The following is a 23,173-nucleotide window of genomic DNA, read 5'->3' on the forward strand; positions in this document are numbered from 1 at the left end:
GCGCAAGTTAGCTTTTTTGCGGCTTAACAATCAACACCGGAACATTTACTTTATGGCGCACAGAATTTACGGTAGTACCGAAAATTAAATCCTTAAGCCCCTTATGCCCGTGCGAACCCATCACCAAAAACTCAATTTGTTCGCCCTTAACAATGGCGGAGATTGCATCTGAGGTGTTACCATAGCCAATTTTGGCTTCGGCATTGTAGTTCATGTCTTTTATAATACGTATATATTTATCTAAGTTATCGGCATCGCTTTGCGTTTCCTGATCCATAGTTTGGGTACCATGATAGCGTGCGCCTGCAGTTTCAACTACGTGTATAAGCGTATACAGCGCACTATGCCCGCCCTGCATCAGCGCATGGCGCAGGGTATCCTGATCGTTCTTCGAAAAATCAATGGTAATACCAATGTGCTTGTAAGCTATCGGGCTCAGATTATCAATGCTTCGTGCAATACCATGAGGTATAAATACAGCGTCTTCCTTATGCTTAGTCAGCAGTGGCCGCAGCAATACATAAATCAGTAATAAACCTAAGGCAACAGCAGCAGGCGTAACTACCCAGTGTATCACCAGCGGTGATGCACCTGCAGCACTCCATTGATTAATTTGCTCGATTACTAATCTGGCATTCAGCCCAACAATCAGTAAAGCAAAAAACCAGGCCAGTAACCGGGTGGGCAGACTGATGGCAAAGCTGCCCATCCGCTTTTTATCGGAAGTAAACAAAACAAGCGGAATTACGGCAAAACCTAACTGGAGGCTTAATATTACCTGGCTTAATATCAGCAAGTTACTCAACCCTTCTTCTCCCGAATGCAGTATAGTGAAAATGGCAGGCACAATAGCCAGCAAGCGGGTAAGCAGCCGGCGCAGCCATGGGGTAATACGCAGGTTGATATGCCCTTCCATGATGATCTGCCCGGCCAGCGTGCCGGTAATGGTAGAGCTTTGCCCGGCGGCAATTAATGCAATTGCAAATAATGCAGGAGCCAGTTTGCCAAATAAGTTTTGCAGCAACTGGTAAGCATCCTTTATTTCGGCCACATGCATAAAGCCCCGGTTAAAAAAAGCGCTGGCTGCTAATATCAAAATGGCAGCATTTACAAAAAAAGCAAGGTTAAGTGCAATGGTGGTATCCCACATATTAAATTTAAGCGCATCACGTATACCCTCATCTGTACGGCTGATTTTGCGGGTTTGTACCAGCGATGAATGTAAGTAGAGGTTATGTGGCATTACGGTGGCGCCTATAATACCAATGGCAATGTACAGTGCGCTCGGGTTTAAACTGTGAGGGATAAAACCTTTTACAATAGCACCTACGTCCGGCTTAACAATAAACATTTCCGTTACAAAAGATAAGCCTATAATAAAGATAAGCGATACGATAAAACCTTCCAGCTTGCGCATACCCTTGTTCATTAAAAACAGTAACAGCAGCGTATCGCTCAGGCTGATAAGTACCCCCCATAGCAAAGGCAGCTTAAACAAAAGCTGTAAGCCGATAGCCATGCCGATAACCTCAGCCAGATCACAGGCGATAATGGCGGTTTGGGCTAATATAAACAGGCAGAAGTTAACGAAACGCGGATATTCTTTCTTTGAAGCCTGGGCCAAATCCAATCCCCGTACAATACCTAAGCGCGAACTGAGATTTTGCAGCAGCAAAGCAATCAGGTTCGACAGCAGCAGCACCCATATAAGCCGGTAACCAAACTGGCTGCCCGCAGCTAGATCTGTTGCCCAGTTACCCGGATCCATATACCCAACGCTGATTAAATAGGCAGGACCTACAAAAGCCAAAAATTTGCGCCAGCCGGTTTTACTTTCCGTATTTACTGAGCTATGCACATTACCCAGCGATTCGCCGTTTTCAGGATTCATTTTTTTTATAACAAGCCGTAGCTGATTTAGTTGAAATGTAATAATAGCAAATAAAATTAGGGTATCCTAATTTTATTTGTTGGTGCTGTTTTACATTTATAATTTTTGTTAAACCGGCACGTTGCTTCTTATATTTGTCAAATAATTTAAAATTAGCTTTTGTGAAAACTTGCTATGATAAAATTATATTTTGGATTTAAATATTTATTCTATTTTTGAATTTATGGCGAATGAACTGGATAAGATAGACCTGCAAATTTTAAAAATACTTCAGGAGAACGGACGCATCACTAATCTTCAGCTTTCCAATGAGATCGGGTTATCACCAGCACCTACGCTTGAACGTGTGCGTAAACTGGAAAATGCAGAATATATAAAAAGTTACCACGCCCTGGTTGATGAGGAGAAGCTGGGTTTGGGCATAAAAACCTTTATTCAGGTATCGCTCGATTTTCATAAAAACAATACTATCCAAACCTTCTTAAACGAAATTCAGCATATTAAAGAAGTAACCGAGTGCCATCACGTAACCGGTCAGTGCGATTTTTTACTGAAGGTTTATGTGCGCGATATTAAATCGTATGAGAAGCTCATTATGGAGAAAATAAGCCGCATAAGCGTGGTTAAAACCTTTCAAACCATGATGATTATGTCTACCAGCAAAAAGGAACCTATTGTTCCTTTGGAATACTAATTTGATGTGCAAATGTGCAAACCTGCGAATGTGCAGATGATTTTGAGTTGATTAACAGATAACCGGCATTCAGTAAAACATAAAGCAGCTAAGTCAATTCTGCACATCTGCACATCTGCACATCTGCACATCTGCACATCTGCTATTTAATCTGCCAGTCAATTGGCGCCTTGTTCTCTTTGATTAATATCTCATTGGTTTTTGAGAAGTGGTGACAGCCAAAAAAGCCATTATCAGCCGAGTAGGGCGAAGGGTGGGCTGCTTTTAACACATGATGTTTGGCAGTATCAATTAACTCTTCTTTAGCCTGGGCAAATTTGCCCCACAATAAAAATACTACCCCTTCTTTCTGTTCTGATATGGTACGGATAACGGTATCGGTAAAAATTTCCCAGCCTTTCTTTTGATGGGAACCGGGCTTGCCTGCCTGTACCGTTAAGGTGGCGTTCAACATCAGTACGCCCTGTTCTGCCCATCCGGTCAGATCGCCATGTGAGGGCATCGTAAAACCCGGTATATCTGTTTGCAGTTCTTTATAAATATTCTTGAGTGATGGCGGAACCGTAATGCCTTTATTTACGGCAAACGATAAGCCTATGGCCTGATTAGGGCCATGATAAGGGTCTTGCCCTAATATTACTGTTTTTAGGTTAGTGAAAGGCGTTTTATTGAAGGCGTTAAATATATCGCTGCCTTTGGGATACACTTTAATACCTGCTTCCTTTTCCTGCTTCAAAAATTCACGCAGCTTTTGCATATAAGGTTTGTCAAACTCATCATGCAGTACTTCAAGCCAGGAACGTTCAATATCAACCGCCATAAAAATTTACTTTAGATAATTGATTAAGCGTGCAAATAAACGGATATTTGCACCTTAATTGGATAATTACAAATGACTACAAATATTGTTCGGTTGGTTATAGCCTGTGTAATTATGGGCGGTGCTATTGCCCTGATGGCTTTTGGCCATTGGGGGTGGGGGATACCCGTTTTCCTGATTGGTGGTTTGGTGCTGTTAAGCTTCTTTTTTAATGAGAACATGCTGGTTGCACAGTATTACCTGCGTAAAGAAAACACGGATGAAGCCGAAAAGTGGCTGCTTAAGATTACTGACTATGAAAAGCAACTGCACCGTAACCAGCACGGCTACTACAACCTGCTGCTGGGCTTAATAGAATCGCGTAAGGCGCCCATGAAGGCTGAAAAGTTCTTCAAAAAGTCATTATCGCTGGGCATGACCATGTCGCACAATACCGCGTTGGCAAAACTGAGCCTGGCAGGAATTTCAATGGCTAAGCGCAATAAGCGCGAGGCGCAGATGTATCTTGCTGAAGCCAGCAAGGACGATAAGAACAAATTGCTTGCCGAGCAAATTAAGATGATGAAGGGACAGCTGGGGCAGATGGATAAACAAGTTCAGCGGGGTTTCAGGGGATATTAATCAATATCCAACGCAGGGTATATAAATAGCCTGTTTACTGATGAAGTGAACAGGCTATTTTTCTTCCAGCGAACCAAAGTAGTCCGGTTCAGCGCTGTTGCTTTTGTTAAGTTCCGACTTTAAGTCGCTGCGTTCTTCTACGTCGGTTGGATTGGCAACCTCTACGATCTTCAACAAGGTGCGTATCAGGTTCACGCTAAACTTGCTGCGGTCAAGTTTAATCAAAAATTCTTTATCAGTAATTTCAAGTGCTGAGTACATAGTGGTTTCGCTTTTTTATAAAGCTATCGGCTATGTATAAAATCCCGGTTAGCGTAATGTTATATTTTGATTAAACTTTAGGGCATCATAGGAAAGTAACATCGGTGAGTCATTTCGACCGCAGGGAGAAATCTTTTACATGCGACCAGCCTGCGGTAGAAGATTTCTCCCTGCGGTTAAAATGACTAATTGGGTAAGTATGATTTATACCTGTTACTTAAACCAGCTCATTACCATTTCTATGGTTAAAGCGGGCAAGTCCAGTTTTAATTTTTTTCTCATGCCCCCTAAATCATTAAATACTTTATTCGGATTGGCGGCCCTTAATTCTTCGGGTGTACCAAAGCCCATCTTGTTAAGTACCGGCACCCACTCGGCAGGTACGCCAATGTTTACAAAATCATCAATGGTAATTATTTTGGCTTTCTTTTCGGGGCGCATCTGCGGGAAGAACAATACCTCCTGAATGGTGCTCTGGTTGGTCATCAGCATCACTAAACGGTCTATACCAATACCCAGGCCAGATGTTGGCGGCATCCCGTATTCCAATGCCCGTAAAAAGTCTTCATCCATGGCCATCGCTTCCTCATCGCCGCGGCCCGCCAGCAGCAGCTGGTCTTCAAAACGCTCGCGCTGGTCAATCGGGTCATTCAGCTCCGAATAGGCATTGGCAATTTCCTTGCCGTTTACAAACAGCTCAAAACGCTCTACCAGGCCGTCTTTGCTGCGGTGCTTTTTGGCCAGCGGTGTCATTTCAATAGGGTAGTCGGTAATATAGGTAGGCTGTATTAGGTTGGCTTCTACCTTGGCACTGAATATTTCATCAATCAGCTTGCCTTTGCCCATGCTGCTGTCTGCCTCAACAGCCAGATCACGACAGGTTTGCCGCAAAGCGCCTTCGTCCATGGCAGATACATCGATACCGGTATATTTTTGTATAGATTCATACATCGACAGCTTTTCGTACGGGCCGGCAAAGTTGATTTCCTGCTCGCCCACCTTCACTATTGCTGTGCCATGCACGGCTTTGGCTACCGTTTCCAGGCATTCTTCCACCATCGCCATCATCCATACATAGTCTTTATAGGCCACGTAGATCTCCATAGCCGTAAATTCCGGATTGTGGGTACGATCCATACCCTCATTACGAAACATCTTGCCAAACTCGTATACACCATCAAAACCGGCTACAATCAGGCGTTTTAAATAAAGTTCGTTAGCTATACGCAGGAACAGAGGCATGTCCAGCGTATTGTGATGTGTATTAAACGGACGTGCCGCTGCACCGCCGTGCACGGGCTGTAAAATCGGCGTTTCTACCTCCATCCAGCCCTGCCCGTTAAAGTAATTGCGCATAGCGCTGATCACCTTTGAGCGATTGATGAATATCTGCTTGTAGTCGGGGTTAACGGTTAAATCCACATAACGCTGGCGGTAGCGCAGCTCCGGGTCTGTGAAACCATCATAAATATTGCCTTCATCATCACGCTTCACCACTGGCAGCGGTTTCAGGGATTTCGACAGGATGCTCATTTCCTGTACATGTAAAGAGATCTCGCCGGTTTGGGTTAAAAACACAAAGCCTTTTACACCGATATAATCACCGATATCCAGCAGTTTCTTAAATACCGTATTATATAAGGTTTTGTCTTCGCCCGGGGCAATGTCATCACGTTTAATGTATACCTGGATACGACCGGTTGAATCCTGAATTTCGGCAAAAGAAGCATTACCCATAATGCGGCGCGTCATGATGCGTCCGGCCAGCGTTACCTGCCGGAAAGCATCAGGATTACTGCTGAAGTTGTCCTTTATGTCTTTAGCAAAGGCAGTTACCTCGTACGCTTCGGCAGGATAGGGGTTGATACCCAATGCGCGCAACTGCTGTAATGATTCGCGGCGGATAATTTCCTGTTCAGACAAGGCGGCAATACTCATAGTTGGATATGCTGAATTTTAAGGCGCAAAAATAGCGTTTTTTGTGCCATACTAAGCAGGGTAAGAAGTTAAATATAGTTTACTTCAATTGTGCACAAGATTAGAGGAATAATCAGTATCAGAATTAAAGTCGTATATATTACCCGCCCTTAATACCAAAATCAGATAGGTAAAATATAAGTTGATTGGAATGGTAGCGTGATCGCCATCCATAACTAATGCTATAAATATCGCCACGTTTAAGAGGAGCAGTAAAGCCAAAAATACTTCAGCAACAATTTGTTTAAGTGTGTATAACTGGTATTTAATAAATAAATTAACCGGTTGCCTGTAGCTGGTAGTGCTTATAAATAAAAATATGATGAGCGGAATAAAGCCAATTATGATTGTTAGTCCTGTTGTAAAAATGGGTATACCAATGGTATCGGCAAACCATGGGTAGTCGCCTCTGTCGTCTCGGAAGCCGTAGTACCATAAGGTTGCAGGAAACAAGGCGAGCCACATTATTAGTGTAATAATCCATATAGCTGTTTTGCTAAGCGATTTGATTCTGGGCAGGTCTGTAAATGTTCTGATTTTGAAGATAAGGAACGTTAGTAGCAAAATAACCGAACTGATCAAAAGTCCGCTGCCTAAGTCCTCCAAAAAGGTTCTGTTGGTTTTTAACTTAGCCAGCTCGGAATAATAGTGATCTTTGAATTTGGAATTTAGTGTGGTTACATTAACAGATTCATTATCAAGCGCATTTTTGGCTTTGATATTCGTGTAGTAAGGCATTGATGAAGTGTAGATAATTAAACCTACGCTAATCAATAGTATGATTATCAGAAAAGGCCTGAACATTTTTTAAAAACATATGCTTAATCCGCCTCTGCTTCCTGCAAATACAGGTCATCTATTACCTGTGCATATTTCTTTTCAATAACCTTGCGCTTGGCTTTCATGGTTACGGTAATCTCTCCTTCTTCCATACTGAAGGGATTTCGCTTTACCACAAAGTTCTTGATGCGTTCAAATTTAGCCAGCTCGTTAGAAAGTTTGCGAATGTCTTGCCCTATCCAGTCAATAATTTGTTTGTCCTGTATAAATTGATCGGGTTGTGCAAAAAAATCATTACTCAGGTTAAAGGTTTCCTGTACCAGTTCCCGGGCCGGGATAATGATCGCCGTAACATACTCGCGCTTGTCGCCCACTAAGAATACACCTTCTATCTTCGGGCTTTTCAGGTAAGCGTTCTCTACCGGGGTAGGATAGATGTTTTTCCCATAGGCGTTCACCAGCATGTTTTTCAAACGGTCGGTAATCTGGATATTTCCTTTGTGAAAACGGCCGATGTCGCCTGTATGGAACCAGCCGTCAGCATCAATGGCCGCTTTGGTTTCTTCCGGTTTGTTCCAATAGCCTTTCATCACCGAAATGCCACGAATCAGGATTTCGCCTTCGTCCGACTGGTAATCAGGTTTAAAGGATTCGTGATTTTGAACGGTATAAATATGCCGGCTTTCAACGTTTTGTATAGCTACCTCGGTGCCCGGCATAATGCGGCCTGCGGTGCCATATATTTGGCGGTGATACTCTGTAACGGCCATAGGGCCGGTAGTTTCTGTTAAACCGAACCCCTCTAAAATGCGGATGCCCAGGTTACCAAAAAACTCACCTACCTGGCGGGGCAGGGCGCCGCCGCCCGAGATCAGAAACTTAATGCGGCCGCCGGTTTTCTCCTTTATCTTGCTGAATACCAGCTTGTCTGCCAGTTTTTGTTGCCGGCTGAGGATAAAGCCGGGCTTTTTACCGGCTTCAACTGCCTTCCGGTATTTTTCGCCGATACGGAACGCCCATAGAAATATTTTAGTTTTAAAGCCTCCGGCCGAGGTGCCGCTTTTAATGGCCTTATCATAAATGCGTTCCAGCAGGCGGGGCACGCAGTTCATAATGGTAGGCTTTACCTCCGTCATGTTCCGGGCCAGCAAATCCAGGCTTTGGGCGAACGCAATTTTGCAGCCGGCACCGGTACAAATGTAATAGGTAGCTGCCCGCTCAAAAACGTGCGACAGCGGCAGGAAGGACAGAAAGGTATCGGTAGGCGCAACGTTGGTTATCTGATTCAGGCCTTCGCGTACAGTAAGTACAAAGTTACTATGGGTAAGCATCACGCCCTTGGGTACACCTGTAGTGCCAGATGTGTATATAAGGCAGGACAAGTCTGAAGGTGAAATATCCTTACGGGCAATGTCAATGGCCGAACGGTGCTCTGCAATCATTGCCAATCCTTCGGCAATCAGTTCCTCAAAGCTCAGTACGCCTGCGTTCACATCAATTTTCTCGGTGTACTTCCGGTAATCTTCAAATGCCGGTATAATGCGCTGTAACGAAGGGCACTTGTTGGCTACCTTTAAAACCTTGCGCAGCAAAAACGGATTGCCGACCAAAAGGGCCTTCATGCCCGAATCATTGATGATGTATTCGGTTTCGGCCTCGGTAAGGGTAGGGTAAATGGAAGCGTTTACGGCGCCAATCTGCTGTATACCCTGGTCGAAAAAGATATAATCCGGGCCGTTCTCAATCAGCAGGCCCAGCCGGTCGCCTTTTTTAATACCCAGCTCCAAAAACCAGGCGGCAATGGCGTCTGCCTTTTCAATGGTTTCTCTGTAAGATATATCCTTCCACTCATTACCCACCTTATGGGTCATATAAGTATGCATGTCGGGATGCAGAATGGCTACGGTATTCCGTATCAGGTCAGGTACGGTGAAATCTGGCTTTACCGGGTTCATTTAAGTTTAAATCAGGTTTATTGAACAAACTTAAAGTAATTGTAATCAAAAACAAAAAGGGGTATCAATCATGACACCCCTTTTCGCTGTTATATAAATTTTGTTACACGGAGAAGCTCTCGCCGCAACCACAGGTACGGCTGGCATTAGGATTATTAAAGTTAAACCCTTTACCGTTAAGGCCATCTGAAAAGTCGAGTTCTGTGCCGGCCAGGTAAAGGAACGATTTCATATCCAGTACCATGCGCACGCCCTTATCCTCAAACATCTGGTCGCCTTTTTTCTCCTCGTTATCGAAATCCATCTTGTAGGATAAACCCGAGCAGCCACCGCCCTGTACTGATACCCTTAAAAAATAAGAAGCATCCAGCCCGGCATCCTGCATCAGGTGCTCAACTTTACTTTTTGCTTTATCTGTTACGGTAACCATGGGAATTAGTATCAAGTAGTTAGTATCAAGTATCAAGTATCAAAAATATTGCCGAAGCAAGAAAATCTTGATACTTACTACTTGATAGTCGCTACCAAAAAAATTAATGGTGTGATTTTTCAAGCTCAAAAGCCGCTAAGCCGTTTTTAACGCGGTAATCGTTAATGGCAGCTTTAATGGCATCTTCGGCTAATACCGAGCAGTGAATTTTTACCGGTGGCAAAGCCAGTTCTTCCACCAGATCCATATTGTCGATCTTCATGGCATCATCAATGCTTTTGCCTTTCAGCCATTCGGTAGCCAGTGAAGATGAAGCAATGGCAGAACCGCAACCAAAGGTTTTAAATTTGGCATCGGTAATCATGTTGTTTGCATCTACCTCAATTTGCAGGCGCATTACATCGCCGCACTCTGGCGCACCAACCAAACCGGTGCCCACCTGGGTGCTGCTTTTATCTAATGTACCCACATTACGCGGGTTGGTGTAATGGTCAATTACTTTATCTGAATAAGCCATAGTTTTAAAGCTTTGTTGTTAATTCAAAATTAAAAAGTTAAAAGTCAAAATGTGTTGCTGACTTGTCAACTTATAGTTTATTTAATTTAATTGTCTGCACATCAACGCATCTGCACATCCATTTTTAGTGTTCTGCCCACTCAATAGAGTCCAGGTCGATGCCTTCCTTAAACATTTCCCATAGCGGTGAAAGTTCGCGCAGGTGGGTAACCGCTTTCTTGGTAACCTCAATGGCATGGTTAACTTCCTCCTCGGTAGTGAAACGCCCCAAGCCGAAACGTATAGAGGAGTGCGCCAGATCATCAGATAAGCCCAGGCTCTTCAACACATACGAAGGCTCAAGCGAAGCTGAGGTACAGGCTGAGCCTGATGATACCGCCAGGTCCTTCATGGCCATCATCAGCCCTTCGCCTTCTACGTATTTGAAGGAGATGTTGGCCGTATGCGGTAAACGGTGTGCTACATTACCGTTCACATAGCTTTCTTCCAGCACAGTTAAAGAGCTTTCTAACTTGTCGCGCAGGGCAGACAAGCGAATCGCATCAGCTTCCATGTCCTGCAAGGCAATTTCGCAGGCTTTACCTAAGCCCACAATACCCGGAACGTTCAACGTACCCGAACGCATGCCGCGCTCATGGCCGCCGCCATCCATCTGGGCGGTTACCTTAACACGCGGGTTCTTACGGCGTACATATAAAGCGCCTACGCCTTTGGGGCCATACATTTTATGGGCCGAAAGCGCCAGCAGGTCAATGCCATCAGCAATTACGTCTACCGGTATCTTGCCTACCGCCTGGGTAGCGTCGGTCATAAACAGAGCGCCGTGGTTGTGTGCAATAGCTGCAATCTCTTTAATGGGCTGAACAACGCCAATCTCGTTGTTGCCGTACATAATTGAAACCAAAATGGTTTCAGGCGTCATGGCAGCTTCCAGCTGTGCCAAATCTACTAAACCGTCTACCTGTACGGGCAGGTAGGTAATCCGTGCGCCTAATTTTTCAAGGTGCTTGCAGGTATCCAGTACGGCTTTATGTTCGGTAACCGCAGTAATAATGTGGCTGCCTTTCTCCTTATACATTTCAAACACGCCTTTAATCGCCAGATTGTCTGACTCGGTAGCGCCTGAGGTGAAAATAATTTCCTTCTCGTTAGCGCCAATCAGTTTGGCTACCTGTTCGCGGGCATAATCAATGGCTTCTTCGGCTACCCATCCAAAATGGTGGTTGCGGCTGGCCGCATTACCAAACTTTTGGGTGAAGTAGGGTATCATTGCTTCCAGCACCCGTGGATCCATAGGTGTGGTCGCATTGTTATCTAAATATACAGGGATGTTCATACTTATTATTTAACAGCACAAAGGTACGCAAGTTTTATTGTAAATATCAGGATAAAGCCCTTTCGTTAGCTTAAGGCGGTCATTAATTTGCAATATTTGGGCATGATAAAAATCGAGCATATTGGCATAGCGGTAAACAGCATTGCCGAAGCAGGTATTGTTTACCAAAAACTGTTGAACACAGGCATATACAAAACCGAAGTTGTTGACAGTGAACAGGTAGCTGTTGCTTTTCTGCAGGCCGGGCTTAATAAAATAGAATTGCTGGAAGCTGCCGCTGATGAAAGCGCCATAGCAAAATACATTCAACGGAAAGGCGAGGGCATACACCACATTGCATTTGAGGTGGATGATATTTATAAGGAAATGCAGCGGTTGGAAAACGAGGGTTTTATGTTGCTGAACGAAAAGCCTAAAAAAGGGGCCGATAACAAACTGGTTTGCTTTGTGCACCCCAAAAGCGCCAACGGAGTATTAATTGAATTGTGCCAGGAAATAAGGTAGTAAATTTGTCAATAGTAAATTGAAAAATAGTGAAAATAAAATTGATTAAGTACAAACAAAGCAAATCGAAGGCAGATACTCACTACTCACTTTTTTTAATTTTGACTTTTCACTTTATAAATTTATTCCCTATATTTGCACCACTTTTGAAAGGAAAGTTAATAAATGAAAAAAGACCTGCATCCATCAAACTATAGATTAGTTGTTTTCAAAGACATGTCAAACGATTATGCCTTTATCACTAAATCATGTATTGATACCCGCGAAACCACCCAATGGGAAGATGGTAACGAGTATCCACTGGTAAAATTAGAAATCTCTCATACTTCGCACCCGTTCTATACCGGTAAGATGAAGTTGGTAGATACTGCCGGCCGTATTGATAAATTCCGTAACCGTTACAAAAAATAACAGGTTATTTTTAAAATATTCAAAAGTCCCGCTCTTGCAGCCGGGGCTTTTTTTATTTTTGCGCAATGGCCATCATCTTTTTTGACGATACCTCACATCTTTCTTTACTTCCATTAACATTTACCCGCCCGGTTGCCAACCTGCGCATAGGTATACTTACGATAGCCGAAAAGTGGGCCAGGCATTTTCAACTTGAGTATTCTTATCTTACGCAGCCTTACCTGCAAGCCAAATTCCCATTAATTACTGAGGAGCGTAATCTGCTGATCAACGGTGCTGTTTGCCCGGATGAACGGCTGGCAGAAGCCATTATGCAATTACCGGGTGGCCAGGCCCTGGTACAAGGTGATATATTGATTGCCGTTAAGTTAGCTGCGGAGCAGGTATTAGCTTTCAACCCGCAGCAGCAGCCTGAAAATGCAGTAGATTATGTACGTGCGTTTACCTGCCTGCGCAATCCCGAAGATATCTTTAAGCTGAACCCGGCAGAACTCAGGCGGGATTTTCAGCTGCTCACCAAAGGTAGAAGCAGCGCAGCTATCAGCAATACCAATGTGATAATGGGCGACCAGTTTTTTGCAGAAGAAGGAGTGGAAGCTGAATGCTCCACATTCAACTCGAAAATAGGGCCAATTTATTTAGCCGCAAATACAGAGGTTTGGGAAGGCTCGCATATTCGGGGCTCTTTTGCCTTGTGCGAAAACTCGCAGGTAAAAATGGGAGCCAAGATATACGGCGGCACTACCATCGGGCCGGGCTGCCGTGTAGGCGGGGAAATCAATAATGCCGTAATCTGGGGTAATTCCTCCAAGGGACACGAAGGCTATCTGGGTAACTCGGTAGTTGGGGAGTGGTGTAACTTTGGGGCCGACAGCAATAACTCGAATTTAAAAAATAACTATACTGAGGTTAAGCTGTGGAGCTATGCACAAAAGCGGTTCCGTAAAACCGGTTTGCAGTTTTGCGGCCTTATTATGGCCGATCATGCCAAATGCGGCATCAACACCATGTTTAACACGGGTACGGTGGTAGGCGTAAGCGCCAATGTATTTGGTGCGGGCTATCCGCAAAATTTTGTGCCCGATTTTGCCTGGGGCGGTGCAGATGGTATGGAAGTATATGCATTAAATAAAATGCTGGAAACCGTGGGCCGGGTGTATGAGCGCAAAGGGAAGGAGCTTACCAGTACCGAAAGAGAAATGCTTACCAGCGTATTCAATTTGACAGAAAATTACAGGAGCAGATATATCTTATCATCTTCCTGACATAAGATAAATGAGTGTAATCAATAAAAAAATCAGTGTAATCAAAAAGTATTATGAGAAAAAAGATAGTAGCCGGTAACTGGAAAATGAATATGGACTATAACGAAGGTTTAGCCCTGTTTTCGGAGATTGCCAACATGGTGAAGGATGAGATTACCGGACAGCAGCAGGCGGTGGTATGTTGTCCGTTTATTCACCTGTACAGTTTATCGCAGTTGGCAAAAGGCGTGGATAAAGTAGCCATTGGTGCGCAAAACTGCCATCAAAAGGAGTCTGGTGCGTATACTGGCGAAATATCGGCCAAAATGGTGAAATCAACAGGGGCTGCGTACGTGATCATAGGCCACTCAGAACGCCGCCAGTACTTTGGCGAAGATAACCAGTTGCTGGCCGAAAAAGCGGAAGCAGCCTTAAACAGCAGCTTAAAGCCCATCTTCTGTATTGGTGAAACCCTGGAAGAGCGGGAGAACGACAGCTATTTCGACGTGATCAGAACACAGTTGAAAGAGGGCGTATTTGGCTTAACCGAAAGCCAGTTTGCACAGGTGATACTGGCGTATGAACCGGTTTGGGCCATTGGTACCGGCAAAACAGCTTCGGCCGAGCAGGCGCAGGAGATTCATGCGTTCATCCGTAACGAAATTGCTGAAAATTATAACCAGCAGGTAGCTGATGATACCACCATTCTTTACGGCGGTAGCTGTAACCCCAAAAATGCCCCCGAATTATTTGCACAGCCCGATATTGATGGCGGCTTAATTGGCGGCGCTTCTTTAAAGTCGAGAGACTTTTTGGATATTGTTAAGGTGTTTAATTAAGAAAAAAGGGTAACGCATATATTTTTTAACTTGTCATTTCGACCGCAGGGAGAAATCTTCTTGATGCAGCCGGTATGCGGCAGAGGATTTCTCCCTGCAGTCGAAACGACTGCAGGGTGTTAATAACTACTGTACATCTGCCTCATAAGCGATGATGACTTTCTTTTCAAATAACCTCAATGAATTACTACGAACTTCTTTTCACCCTTATTTCTCCTGAAGACTACCAGCGCGATTTACTGATCGATGAGCTGGCTACTTTAGGGTTTGACACCTTTGAAGAAACGGAGTTTGGGTTTAATGCCTACATCCCGGCGGATACTTTCGACCGTGATACCGTAGAGGAAATGCTGGAACCTTATTATGAGCAGTTTACGTTTAGCTATGAGGTTAACCTCATTCCGCAAAAAAACTGGAACGAGGTATGGGAAAGTAATTTTGAGCCGATTGAGATTGACCAGAAAATCCGGGTACGTGCAACGTTTCATGAGGCCAGGCCCGATTACCCGTATGAGATAGTGATCGACCCCAAAATGGCATTCGGTACCGGGCATCACCAAACTACGGCTATGATGATGGCGCTGATGCTGGAACATGACTTTACCGGTAGGCGGGTACTGGATATGGGGTGCGGCACGGGCATACTGGCCATACTGGCCGCTAAACTAAATGCCGAACATATTGTAGCCATTGATTATGACCCGGTGTGTTACGAAAGCACAATGGAAAATGCACAGTTAAATCAGGCAGATAACATTACGGCTTTGTGCGGTTCGGAGGAGGCTATTCCTGATGGTAAGTACGATACCATACTGGCCAATATCAACCGGAATATACTGCTTGACCAAATGGAAAGCTACAGCCGGGTTTTAAAAGCGGGTGGCGACATCTACCTTAGCGGCTTTTATGAATCGCCGGATTTGGAAATCATTACCGGGGCCGCCGCTCAATTTGGACTTAAGTATAGCGCCCACAAAGAAATGAAGGATTGGGTAGCCGCCAGATTTGTTAAGTAGAAATGCTTCAATACTAAAATTTTGTTACTTATACCTTACTTTTAAGGCAATATCTTTTACATGAAAGTACACTTTATTGCCATAGGCGGCAGTGCTATGCACAACCTGGCTATGGCTTTGCAACAGAAAGGTTTCACGGTTACCGGGTCAGACGATGTGTTATTTGAGCCCTCGGTTTCGAGGCTGAAGAAATATGACCTTTTGCCGGCCGAACTGGGCTGGCACCCGGAGCGCATCACCCCGGATCTGGATGCGGTAATATTAGGTATGCACGCCAGGGTTGATAACCCGGAGTTACTTAAGGCGCAGGAGTTGGGCTTAAAAATATATTCATACCCTGAGTACATCTATGAGCAATCAAAAAACAAGCAGCGTGTGGTAATTGGCGGCAGCCATGGTAAAACTACCATTACCTCTATGATCTTACATGCACTAAAAGCAGCCGGCAAGGATTTTGACTACCTGGTGGGCGCACAGTTGCAGGGTTTTGAAACTATGGTGAAATTAACCCATGAGGCGCCGGTGATCGTCATTGAGGGCGATGAGTACCTGGCTTCTCCCATTGACCGCAGGCCGAAATTTCATTTATATAAAGCGGATATCGGCGTGATCAGCGGTATTGCCTGGGATCATATCAACGTGTTTCCAACATTTGATAGTTATATTGAACAGTTTGAGCTGTTCGTTCAAACCATACAGCCGGGCGGAACTGTGTTTTATGCCAGCAATGATGAAGTGCTGCAGCAGCTGATTACCGCAAATAAATCGGTAGTGAACAAAACGCCTTACGGGCTGCCGGATCATGAAGTTGTAAATGGGATTACCTCCGTTATTTATAACGGACAGGCGTATAAACTCGAAATTTTTGGCGAACATAATTTACTGAACCTTGAGGCAGCACACCTGGTATGTAACAGCCTGGATATAACTACAGCCGATTACTACCGGTACATGACTACTTTTAAAGGTGCGGCAAGGCGGCTGGAGTTGCTGGCCAAAAACGGAGATACCAGTGTTTATAAGGATTTTGCCCATTCGCCATCAAAGCTTACCGCCACAATTCATGCAGTAAAACAACAGTTTCCTAACCGCCAGCTGGTTGCCTGTATGGAGCTGCATACGTTTAGCAGCCTGAATAAGGATTTTTTGGCGGAGTATGCCGGGGCCATGAATGAGGCGGATGCAGCCATTGTTTACATTGATGAAAAAACGTTTGAGCAGAAAAAAATGCAACCTTATGATGACCAGGCCGTAAAAACTGCATTTAAGCGGGATGATTTAAAGTTTTTTAACACCGCTGAAAGCCTGGCAGTTTACCTGGAAAGCATTAACTACTTTAACAAAAACCTGCTCATGATGAGTTCGGGCAACTTCGGTGGGATTGACTTAAATTCGCTCAGCAACAAAGTTATCCACAAATTTGTTTAAACTATTTTTATATACGATTATTGTATTAACTTTATTAACTATTGAGAAATCCCTAATCCTAATTAAATGCAATGAAAACACTGGGCAAAAAAATCAGATTATTACGTCATCAAAAAAGCTGGAGCCAGGAAGATGTAGCCAAGCGATTGGACATTTCCATTCCGGCCTTTTCAAAAATTGAAACCGGCATCACCGACATTAACCTATCGAGACTGGAGCAAATTGCTACGCTTTTTGAAATGAATGTAGTACAACTGCTTACTTTTAATGATGCTGAGTATGAGCAGAAATACGCTAACGAATTGGAAAATGTAAATAAAAAGCTGATGGACCGTGAAACGGAGGTGATTGATTTGCAAAAGAAAGTAATTGAGTTGTTTGAAGAGCTGCGCCAGAGCAAAGCGATTGCTTAACTGCTGTAAGCCTGATTATAGTAAACCTGATGCTGCTGCATTGGGTTTTTTTATGCAAACAGGTAGCGCATAGTAGCGTGTTTTTTTCCCAGTTTAGCTTCCATTGCATGTTGAAGTGAAAGCATCTGTTCATTAAAATCGCCCACCCATGAAAGTTCAAGTTCATTATACCGGTTTAGCGGCAACACGTACTCCTTAACCTTAATAAATAAAACCGACTCCAGCCCGTGCTTTTGGAATTTCTTTTTAGTGCCCATTACCACAGCCCGCATCCGGTTCACGCCTTTCCAGCGGTAGTATAAGAACTTCAGTTTTCCCAAAAGGTCAAGCTTTCCGTTAAGGTGTTTGAATATCTGGTTGGCATCAGGCATAATCAGTAAAAATGCAGCCGGTTCATCATTAACGTAAGCAAACCAAATCAGCTGATCGTCAATCAACGGCTTCATCTTATTAAAGGTTTCCAGTATAGTGTTGCGGTTAATGGGCACAAAGTTCTCAAAGTTCTGCCAGGCATCATTATACACCTCCATAAAATCAGACGCAAACTGTTCAATCATCTTGCTGCTGAAGTGTTTAAAAACGTAGCCGGGCTTATCTTTTACCCAATTGGCAATTTTGGTAAAGCGCTCAGGAAAAGGTTTGTGCGCATCCAGCAAATGGCTGATTTGCTCGTACTGGGTAACAAAGCCATAATCATCAAAAAACTTTTTGTAGTAAGGCGGATGATAGTTCATACCGTACGATGGAGGCGTAAAGCCTTCAATCAACAAGCCCCAAAAGGTATCGTTCTCCCCAAAATTAATCACCCCGTCCATCGCCTGCATACCGTTCTGCTGCAGCCATTCTTTTGCCGTGTTGAACAGCATAAAGGCAGCATTTTCATCGTTAATAACTTCAAAAAAACCAATGCCGCCGGTAGGCTGCGGGTTGTTGTATGCCTTTTTTTTGTTGATGAAGGCCGCAATCCGGCCGGCAGGGGCGCCGTTGTCATCTGTTAACAGCCAGCGGGTGATGATGCCAAACTCATGAAAGTTGTTTTTCTGTGGGTCGAATACCGCCTCAATATCATTGTCCAAAGGTCTTATCCAGTTCGGATCATGCTGATAGATCAGGGAAGGCAACGCTAAAAACTGCCTGCGGGCTGCTTTGTCTTTTACTTCAACAACTTTCATTAAATAACGGGGTAGATAATCTAAAAAGCATCCGGCTATGGCTGGATACCTGTAAAGATAAGCTTTTGAGCGAAAAAATACCGGTCTTACTTATCATGATTTCTTAGGCAATTACAGCTCCTGCTTTCCAACATAATGCACTACCTGGTGTAATTCAAAAAGTGTTTATAAAGGTTAACATAAATCAGATTAACATAAATCAGGTTTTATTCCTGCTGGTTTCCAATCGTGTTATCACCAGGTTCCAGATCCTTCAGGCGCGGAAGCTCGGCAAAACTGTTAATTCCAAAATAATCGGCAAACCGCCCGCTGGCCGAATAAAGCACCGGCCTGCCTGCAGTAGTTGCTTTTCCGGTAATGCTGATCAGCTCGCGCTCCAGGAGTTTCTGGATGGTATAATCGCAATTTACGCCGCGTATCTGTTCTATTTCTGTTTTGGTTACCGGCTGCCGGTAGGCAATTATGGCAAGCGTTTCTAAAGCAGCCTGACTGAGTTTCTTTTTTGAACGCTGTAACTGTAACTGGTTGATAACAGGATGAAATTCTTTTTTGCTTAAAAACTGATAGCTGTTGTTGGTTTTTTTGAGCTCAATGGCCAGCTTCGGATCGGCGTACCGTTTTTGAATTTCTTCCAGTAATGCGGTTACCTGCTCTTCTGTATAGTAGATATTACAAGCTTGCTGTAAGCAATAAATAATTTCTTCAATCCGGATACCCTGTTCTGAGGCAAATATTAAAGATTGAACCTGTTGTTCTAAATTATCCATCAGTTAATACATAACACCGTTGGTACAAATGCAGCAAATGCTACCTGCAATGATAACTTTAAATGTGAAGTTGTTTAGTGTTTTCAGTTGGGTATTTTTCTCAAAAAGATGATACAGAAGGCGAGCAAGTGTAAAGCCACCCAGGTTTGGGTATTGGTCTCAAAGCGGATAAGAAGTGCCTTAAAGCTGTCGATCCAGGCGTTAGTCCTTTCGATAACCGTTCGTCTTTTGTATAGTTCATCGTCAAAGTAAGCATTATCTTCTGCTTGCTGTTCATTTCTCTTGTTTTTAGCAATATTAGCCTGAATGTGCCGCTGTTCGCAGGCTGCCCTTAAGGTCTTACAGTCAAAGCCGGCATCTGCGTTCAGGAACAACCCCTCAGCTGGGATTGCCGCCCTTTCCAGCGTATGAAACAACTGGGCAAACAAGGACTGCAACTCATATACATCATTGTGCTGCCCGGCCTGCGGCTCCGAACAGGCCAGCATAATGCCCTGATTATCCGCTAAAAAAAGCATATTAGTCGTCTTAGCTGCCTTCCTGCCCTGGTAACCCACCGCCATGCCGCCGTTCTTGGCAGGCGTATGGCTGCCATCCAACTGTACGCAGGATAAGTCCAGGTGCTGGTGGTTAGCCTTGAGCAAGGTCGTCCACATCCGCTCAAAAGACCCATCTTTTGTCCATCGTGCAAAGTGATAATATACACCCTGCCAGCTTAACTTATCCTGATCAAAGAACGCTTTCAAAGGCAATTGACGCCACTGGCAGCCTGTCTTTAACCGGTAAAGTATCGCCCACACAATCTGCCACAGCGGTGGCCCTACCGCATTTCCTCTTTTTCCTTTACTCAAATGCGGAACTATCCACCGCTCTATCTTATCTTTGCTTACAAGGACTTCCATCAGAAATTTTAAGTCGTTTTTGCTTCGTAACTCAAATCTCTTACTTTTTCGGAAGTCCTTATCCTTTTTTCCTAAATACTAAACAGCTTCTGTATAAAAACGCATTGTGGATAAGTTTTTTGTTGCCAGCCCAAACACATTTTTGATGCACAGATAGCGTTTGCGGCGCTTAGAAGAACATTATTGCCTGATTACATACGAATGGCCGGTACTACCGATACAGTAAATTTTAATATAAATAAAAACCAATAAACTAAACGGTACGTAGATTGTAGTACAGTAACAAATAAATCAACTTACAAAACATTTTTTTACCTATGGAAACATCAAACCAAAACGGTATGGCAGGCGGTAGAATGGCACGGCGCTCATTTTTACAGTTTGCCGGGGCCGGCGCTTTGGCAGCCGGTGCATTAACTGCAGCATCCTGCAAGAAAGACAGATCAAGAGATCCTAATGCCATCGACATTGGTGCTGGTGATACCGGTATCCTGAATTATGCCTATGCACTTGAGCAATTAGAAGCTGCGTTTTATACGCAAGTAGTAGCTTCACCTTACTCAGGCATGAGCGATGCAGAAAAGTTATTATTAACAGACATCCGCGACCACGAAGTATCACACCGTGAGTTTTTTAAAGCTGCGCTGGCAGGTAATGCAATTCAGGCATTAACTCCTGATTTCAGCAGTATCAACTTTGGCAGCCGCGACAGTGTATTGGGTGCAGCAAAATCTTTTGAAGATTTGGGAGTATCTGCCTATAACGGTGCAGGTTATTTAATCGCTAATGCAGATTACCTTTTATTAGCAGGCAAGATTGTATCGGTTGAGGCGCGCCATGCAGCTTTAATCCGTGATCTGATTTCTTTCAACACCTTTGTTGATAACAACGTAGTAAGCTTAAGTGAAGGTACAAGTTTAGAAAGATCAAAATCACCAGGTGAAGTAGTGCCAATTGCTAATCAATATCTGTCTGGCAAACGTTTGGTGGCTCCATCATTCGGTATTTATTAATCATCACCTATTAAAGAAACAACCATGAATTTCAATAACTTAATCGAAGAAATTGTTAAAGCTGACCCGGAATTTCCGGAAAGGGTAAGTCCCCGCCGTTCAGCTATCAAGAATATCACCAGCTTTGGTTCAAAAGTTGCCGTAGCTGCGCTGCCTTTCGCATTTAGTACGCTGTTTAAAAAAGCATACGGTCAAACGGCTACTTCAAGTGTTACAGACGTTTTAAATTTTGCTTTAACTGCAGAATATTTGGAGTCTGTGTATTATAACACTTACATCCCTCGTTTCAGCGCACTTATGGGTGCCAATGAGGCTCCCGGTTTGGCTTTAATCCGTACGGATGAAAATAACCACGTAAAGTTTTTAGTTGGCCAGTTGGGCAGTGCTGCAATTGCACCATTAACCTTAAGCAACTTTGATTTTAGCGGCGGTAGCGGTAGTAACAACGGTCCTTTTGCAGCCGTTAATAGCCAAACAGCCGCAGGTTACGATACTTTTCTGGCTTTGGCGCAAGCTTTTGAGGATAACGGTGTACGTGCTTATAAAGGCCAGGCCGGCTTTTTGTTAGGTAACCAAACCGTATTAACTGCTGCCCTGAACATTCACTCAGTTGAGGCTCGCCATGCATCGCACTTGCGCCGTATGCGCCAGTTGCGCGGTGCTGCGCTTAAGCCTTGGATTACCGGTAATGCCAGCGGTATAGGTGTAGCTGCGGCTTCAGTAGTATACGCCGGAGAAGATAACGTTACCCAGGGCGGTGTTAATGTTACAACTTTACCAGGTGCTGTTGCAACTGCTGCCACAGAGGCCTATGATGAGCCATTAGACAAGGCTTATGTAGTGAACAACATTGTAAAATTGTTCTTAAGACCATAAGGCACTCTACAGTTCATAAAAAAAGCAGCCGGGCAATTGCCCGGCTGCTTTTTTTATGAAGCTATTATTCGTTTAATAATTGATCACTTGTTCCTCAATCTGAACCGGTATTTCCCGCCATTGGTACTTTTGGTTACGTAGCTGCGGCTCAAAGCCGGCCTCCCGGATAGAATCCTGTATGCCCTGCGCCGTGAAGCGATGCGGGGCGCCGGCGGCAGATACCACATTTTCCTCAATCATGATGGAACCAAAATCATTAGCGCCGGCATGCAGGCATAATTGCGCCACTTGCTTGCCTACTGTAAGCCACGAAGCCTGAATGTTTTTAACATTTGGCAGCATGATGCGGCTAAGGGCAATCATGCGCAGGTATTCGTCGCCGGTTGTATTATTGGTAATGCCCCTTACTTTGCGCAGTAAAGTGCCGTCGTCCTGAAACGGCCAGGGAATAAATGCGGTGAAGCCATAATGCCCTTCGGGTTTTTCACTTTGCACCTGCCGTATCCAAACCAGGTGCTCAAAACGTTCCTCAATGGTTTCTACGTGGCCAAACATCATGGTAGCCGATGTAGGCAGATTGATCTGATGGGCAGCCCTCATTACATCCAACCACTCTTTGCCGCCGCATTTTCCTTTGGAGATCAGGCGGCGTACACGGTCATTCAATATTTCAGCGCCGGCACCCGGCAGCGAATCCAGGCCGGCTGCTTTCATGGCAGTAAGCACATCAATATGGCTCATGCTTTCGAGTTTTGCTACGTGTGCAATCTCCGGCGGGCCTAATGAATGCAGCTTAAGCGCAGGATATAAGTCTTTTAATTGTTTGAATAATGTGGTATAAAACTCCAGCCCCAGATCAGGGTGATGGCCGCCCTGCAGCAGCAGTTGATCCCCGCCATAACGAAAGGTTTCCTCAATCTTACGCTTATAGGTGTCTATATCCGTAATATAGCTGTCCTCATGCCCCGGCCTCCTGAAAAAGTTACAGAACTTGCAGTTGGCAATACACACGTTGGTGGTATTTACATTACGGTCAATCTGCCAGGTTACCCTGCCGTGCGGCACCTGAATTTTACGCAGCTCATTGGCTACATACATTAATTCCGGCGTTGAGGCGTTGTGATAAAGGTATACCCCTTCATCAACGCTCAGAAAATCAAATTGTAAGGCCCTTTGCAGTAAATTAGCCGTTTTCATGTACAAAGATACGTAATGACGACAATGTTATGCGCTTAACGGCTAAGATTGACAAACCGATGAAAGAGTATTGCCAATAGTTGCGTTTTGAATTTCAGGAGTGGCAGAA

At 44.3% G+C, this 23,173-nt stretch carries 24 protein-coding genes; 11 read left to right on the plus strand and 13 right to left on the minus strand.

Going from position 1 to position 23,173, the window contains the following annotated elements; genetic code table 11:
- Positions 1-7: 7 nt before the first annotated feature.
- Positions 8-1,891 (minus strand): Nramp family divalent metal transporter, encoded by a 1,884-nt coding sequence (locus ACY652_RS14895; RefSeq protein ID WP_462265178.1) that lies wholly within the window; start codon positions 1,889-1,891, stop codon positions 8-10.
- A 223-nt stretch (positions 1,892-2,114) separates the two neighbouring features.
- Here ACY652_RS14895 and ACY652_RS14900 point away from each other — a divergent pair, with 223 nt between their 5' ends.
- Positions 2,115-2,585, plus strand: coding sequence for an Lrp/AsnC family transcriptional regulator (locus ACY652_RS14900; protein WP_462268269.1), 471 nt, complete (start codon positions 2,115-2,117; stop codon positions 2,583-2,585).
- 142 nt (positions 2,586-2,727) lie between these two features.
- On the opposite strand, the gene ung is transcribed toward ACY652_RS14900, so the two are convergent.
- Positions 2,728-3,405 (minus strand): uracil-DNA glycosylase, encoded by a 678-nt coding sequence (ung, locus tag ACY652_RS14905; protein ID WP_462265179.1) that lies wholly within the window; start codon positions 3,403-3,405, stop codon positions 2,728-2,730.
- Between the two features lie 72 nt (positions 3,406-3,477).
- On the opposite strand from ung, the gene ACY652_RS14910 reads away from it, so the two are divergent.
- A complete protein-coding gene (locus ACY652_RS14910; RefSeq protein WP_462265180.1) occupies positions 3,478-4,026 on the plus strand; it encodes a tetratricopeptide repeat protein in 549 nt (182 codons plus the stop codon).
- A gap of 54 nt (positions 4,027-4,080) precedes the next feature.
- Here the strand turns inward: ACY652_RS14910 and ACY652_RS14915 are convergent, their stop codons facing one another.
- From ACY652_RS14915 to ACY652_RS14945, 7 genes are all read right to left on the minus strand, one after another.
- Positions 4,081-4,287 (minus strand): hypothetical protein, encoded by a 207-nt coding sequence (locus ACY652_RS14915; protein WP_462265181.1) that lies wholly within the window; start codon positions 4,285-4,287, stop codon positions 4,081-4,083.
- 213 nt (positions 4,288-4,500) lie between these two features.
- Entirely contained in the window at positions 4,501-6,225 is a 1,725-nt protein-coding gene (gene lysS, locus ACY652_RS14920; protein WP_462265182.1) for a lysine--tRNA ligase, read from the minus strand.
- 84 nt (positions 6,226-6,309) lie between these two features.
- Entirely contained in the window at positions 6,310-7,002 is a 693-nt protein-coding gene (locus tag ACY652_RS14925; RefSeq protein WP_462265183.1) for a hypothetical protein, read from the minus strand.
- Positions 7,003-7,085: 83 nt separating this feature from the next.
- Positions 7,086-8,999, minus strand: coding sequence for an AMP-dependent synthetase/ligase (locus ACY652_RS14930; RefSeq protein ID WP_462265184.1), 1,914 nt, complete (start codon positions 8,997-8,999; stop codon positions 7,086-7,088).
- A 103-nt stretch (positions 9,000-9,102) separates the two neighbouring features.
- Positions 9,103-9,429, minus strand: a complete 327-nt coding sequence (locus tag ACY652_RS14935; RefSeq protein WP_462265185.1) for a HesB/IscA family protein — start codon at positions 9,427-9,429, stop codon at positions 9,103-9,105.
- Between the two features lie 103 nt (positions 9,430-9,532).
- Entirely contained in the window at positions 9,533-9,946 is a 414-nt protein-coding gene (gene iscU, locus ACY652_RS14940; protein ID WP_462265186.1) for a Fe-S cluster assembly scaffold IscU, read from the minus strand.
- Between the two features lie 124 nt (positions 9,947-10,070).
- Positions 10,071-11,282 carry an IscS subfamily cysteine desulfurase gene (locus ACY652_RS14945; RefSeq protein ID WP_462265187.1) on the minus strand — a complete coding sequence of 404 codons (1,212 nt, stop codon included), beginning with the start codon at positions 11,280-11,282 and terminating at the stop codon, positions 10,071-10,073.
- Between the two features lie 102 nt (positions 11,283-11,384).
- Between ACY652_RS14945 and mce the strand changes: the two genes are divergently transcribed.
- The 7 genes from mce to ACY652_RS14980 all read left to right on the plus strand — a co-directional run bounded on the left by mce (position 11,385) and on the right by ACY652_RS14980 (position 17,137).
- The gene (gene mce, locus ACY652_RS14950; RefSeq protein WP_462265188.1) at positions 11,385-11,786 is read left to right on the plus strand and encodes a methylmalonyl-CoA epimerase; all 402 of its coding nucleotides are present in this window, start codon (positions 11,385-11,387) and stop codon (positions 11,784-11,786) included.
- A gap of 165 nt (positions 11,787-11,951) precedes the next feature.
- Positions 11,952-12,197, plus strand: coding sequence for a type B 50S ribosomal protein L31 (locus tag ACY652_RS14955; protein WP_462265189.1), 246 nt, complete (start codon positions 11,952-11,954; stop codon positions 12,195-12,197).
- A gap of 65 nt (positions 12,198-12,262) precedes the next feature.
- Positions 12,263-13,462, plus strand: coding sequence for a putative sugar nucleotidyl transferase (locus ACY652_RS14960; protein WP_462265190.1), 1,200 nt, complete (start codon positions 12,263-12,265; stop codon positions 13,460-13,462).
- A gap of 53 nt (positions 13,463-13,515) precedes the next feature.
- Positions 13,516-14,280, plus strand: coding sequence for a triose-phosphate isomerase (tpiA, locus tag ACY652_RS14965; protein WP_462265191.1), 765 nt, complete (start codon positions 13,516-13,518; stop codon positions 14,278-14,280).
- A gap of 179 nt (positions 14,281-14,459) precedes the next feature.
- Positions 14,460-15,296 carry a 50S ribosomal protein L11 methyltransferase gene (prmA, locus tag ACY652_RS14970; RefSeq protein ID WP_462265192.1) on the plus strand — a complete coding sequence of 279 codons (837 nt, stop codon included), beginning with the start codon at positions 14,460-14,462 and terminating at the stop codon, positions 15,294-15,296.
- 60 nt (positions 15,297-15,356) lie between these two features.
- Complete coding sequence (locus tag ACY652_RS14975; RefSeq protein WP_462265193.1) at positions 15,357-16,724, plus strand: UDP-N-acetylmuramate--L-alanine ligase; 1,368 nt, start codon at positions 15,357-15,359, stop codon at positions 16,722-16,724.
- A 71-nt stretch (positions 16,725-16,795) separates the two neighbouring features.
- Positions 16,796-17,137: a helix-turn-helix domain-containing protein gene (locus tag ACY652_RS14980; RefSeq protein WP_462265194.1), complete on the plus strand. Its 342-nt coding sequence runs from the start codon at positions 16,796-16,798 to the stop codon at positions 17,135-17,137.
- Between the two features lie 50 nt (positions 17,138-17,187).
- On the opposite strand, the gene ACY652_RS14985 is transcribed toward ACY652_RS14980, so the two are convergent.
- From ACY652_RS14985 to ACY652_RS14995, 3 genes are all read right to left on the minus strand, one after another.
- Positions 17,188-18,309 (minus strand): GNAT family N-acetyltransferase, encoded by a 1,122-nt coding sequence (locus tag ACY652_RS14985; RefSeq protein WP_462265195.1) that lies wholly within the window; start codon positions 18,307-18,309, stop codon positions 17,188-17,190.
- A 206-nt stretch (positions 18,310-18,515) separates the two neighbouring features.
- Positions 18,516-19,076 (minus strand): SMC-Scp complex subunit ScpB, encoded by a 561-nt coding sequence (gene scpB, locus ACY652_RS14990; RefSeq protein ID WP_462265196.1) that lies wholly within the window; start codon positions 19,074-19,076, stop codon positions 18,516-18,518.
- An 83-nt stretch (positions 19,077-19,159) separates the two neighbouring features.
- Positions 19,160-19,978: an IS5 family transposase gene (locus tag ACY652_RS14995; RefSeq protein WP_462265197.1), complete on the minus strand. Its 819-nt coding sequence runs from the start codon at positions 19,976-19,978 to the stop codon at positions 19,160-19,162.
- 317 nt (positions 19,979-20,295) lie between these two features.
- Here ACY652_RS14995 and ACY652_RS15000 point away from each other — a divergent pair, with 317 nt between their 5' ends.
- The gene (locus tag ACY652_RS15000; protein ID WP_462265198.1) at positions 20,296-20,991 is read left to right on the plus strand and encodes a ferritin-like domain-containing protein; all 696 of its coding nucleotides are present in this window, start codon (positions 20,296-20,298) and stop codon (positions 20,989-20,991) included.
- A 24-nt stretch (positions 20,992-21,015) separates the two neighbouring features.
- A complete protein-coding gene (locus ACY652_RS15005; RefSeq protein WP_462265199.1) occupies positions 21,016-21,867 on the plus strand; it encodes a ferritin-like domain-containing protein in 852 nt (283 codons plus the stop codon).
- A gap of 72 nt (positions 21,868-21,939) precedes the next feature.
- On the opposite strand, the gene mqnC is transcribed toward ACY652_RS15005, so the two are convergent.
- On the minus strand, positions 21,940-23,064 hold the full coding sequence (gene mqnC / locus ACY652_RS15010; RefSeq protein ID WP_462265200.1) for a cyclic dehypoxanthinyl futalosine synthase: 1,125 nt from the start codon (positions 23,062-23,064) through the stop codon (positions 21,940-21,942).
- Positions 23,065-23,173: the final 109 nt, after the last annotated feature.

This window comes from Mucilaginibacter sp. (genome assembly GCF_965200995.1).
Taxonomy (GTDB): domain Bacteria; phylum Bacteroidota; class Bacteroidia; order Sphingobacteriales; family Sphingobacteriaceae; genus Mucilaginibacter.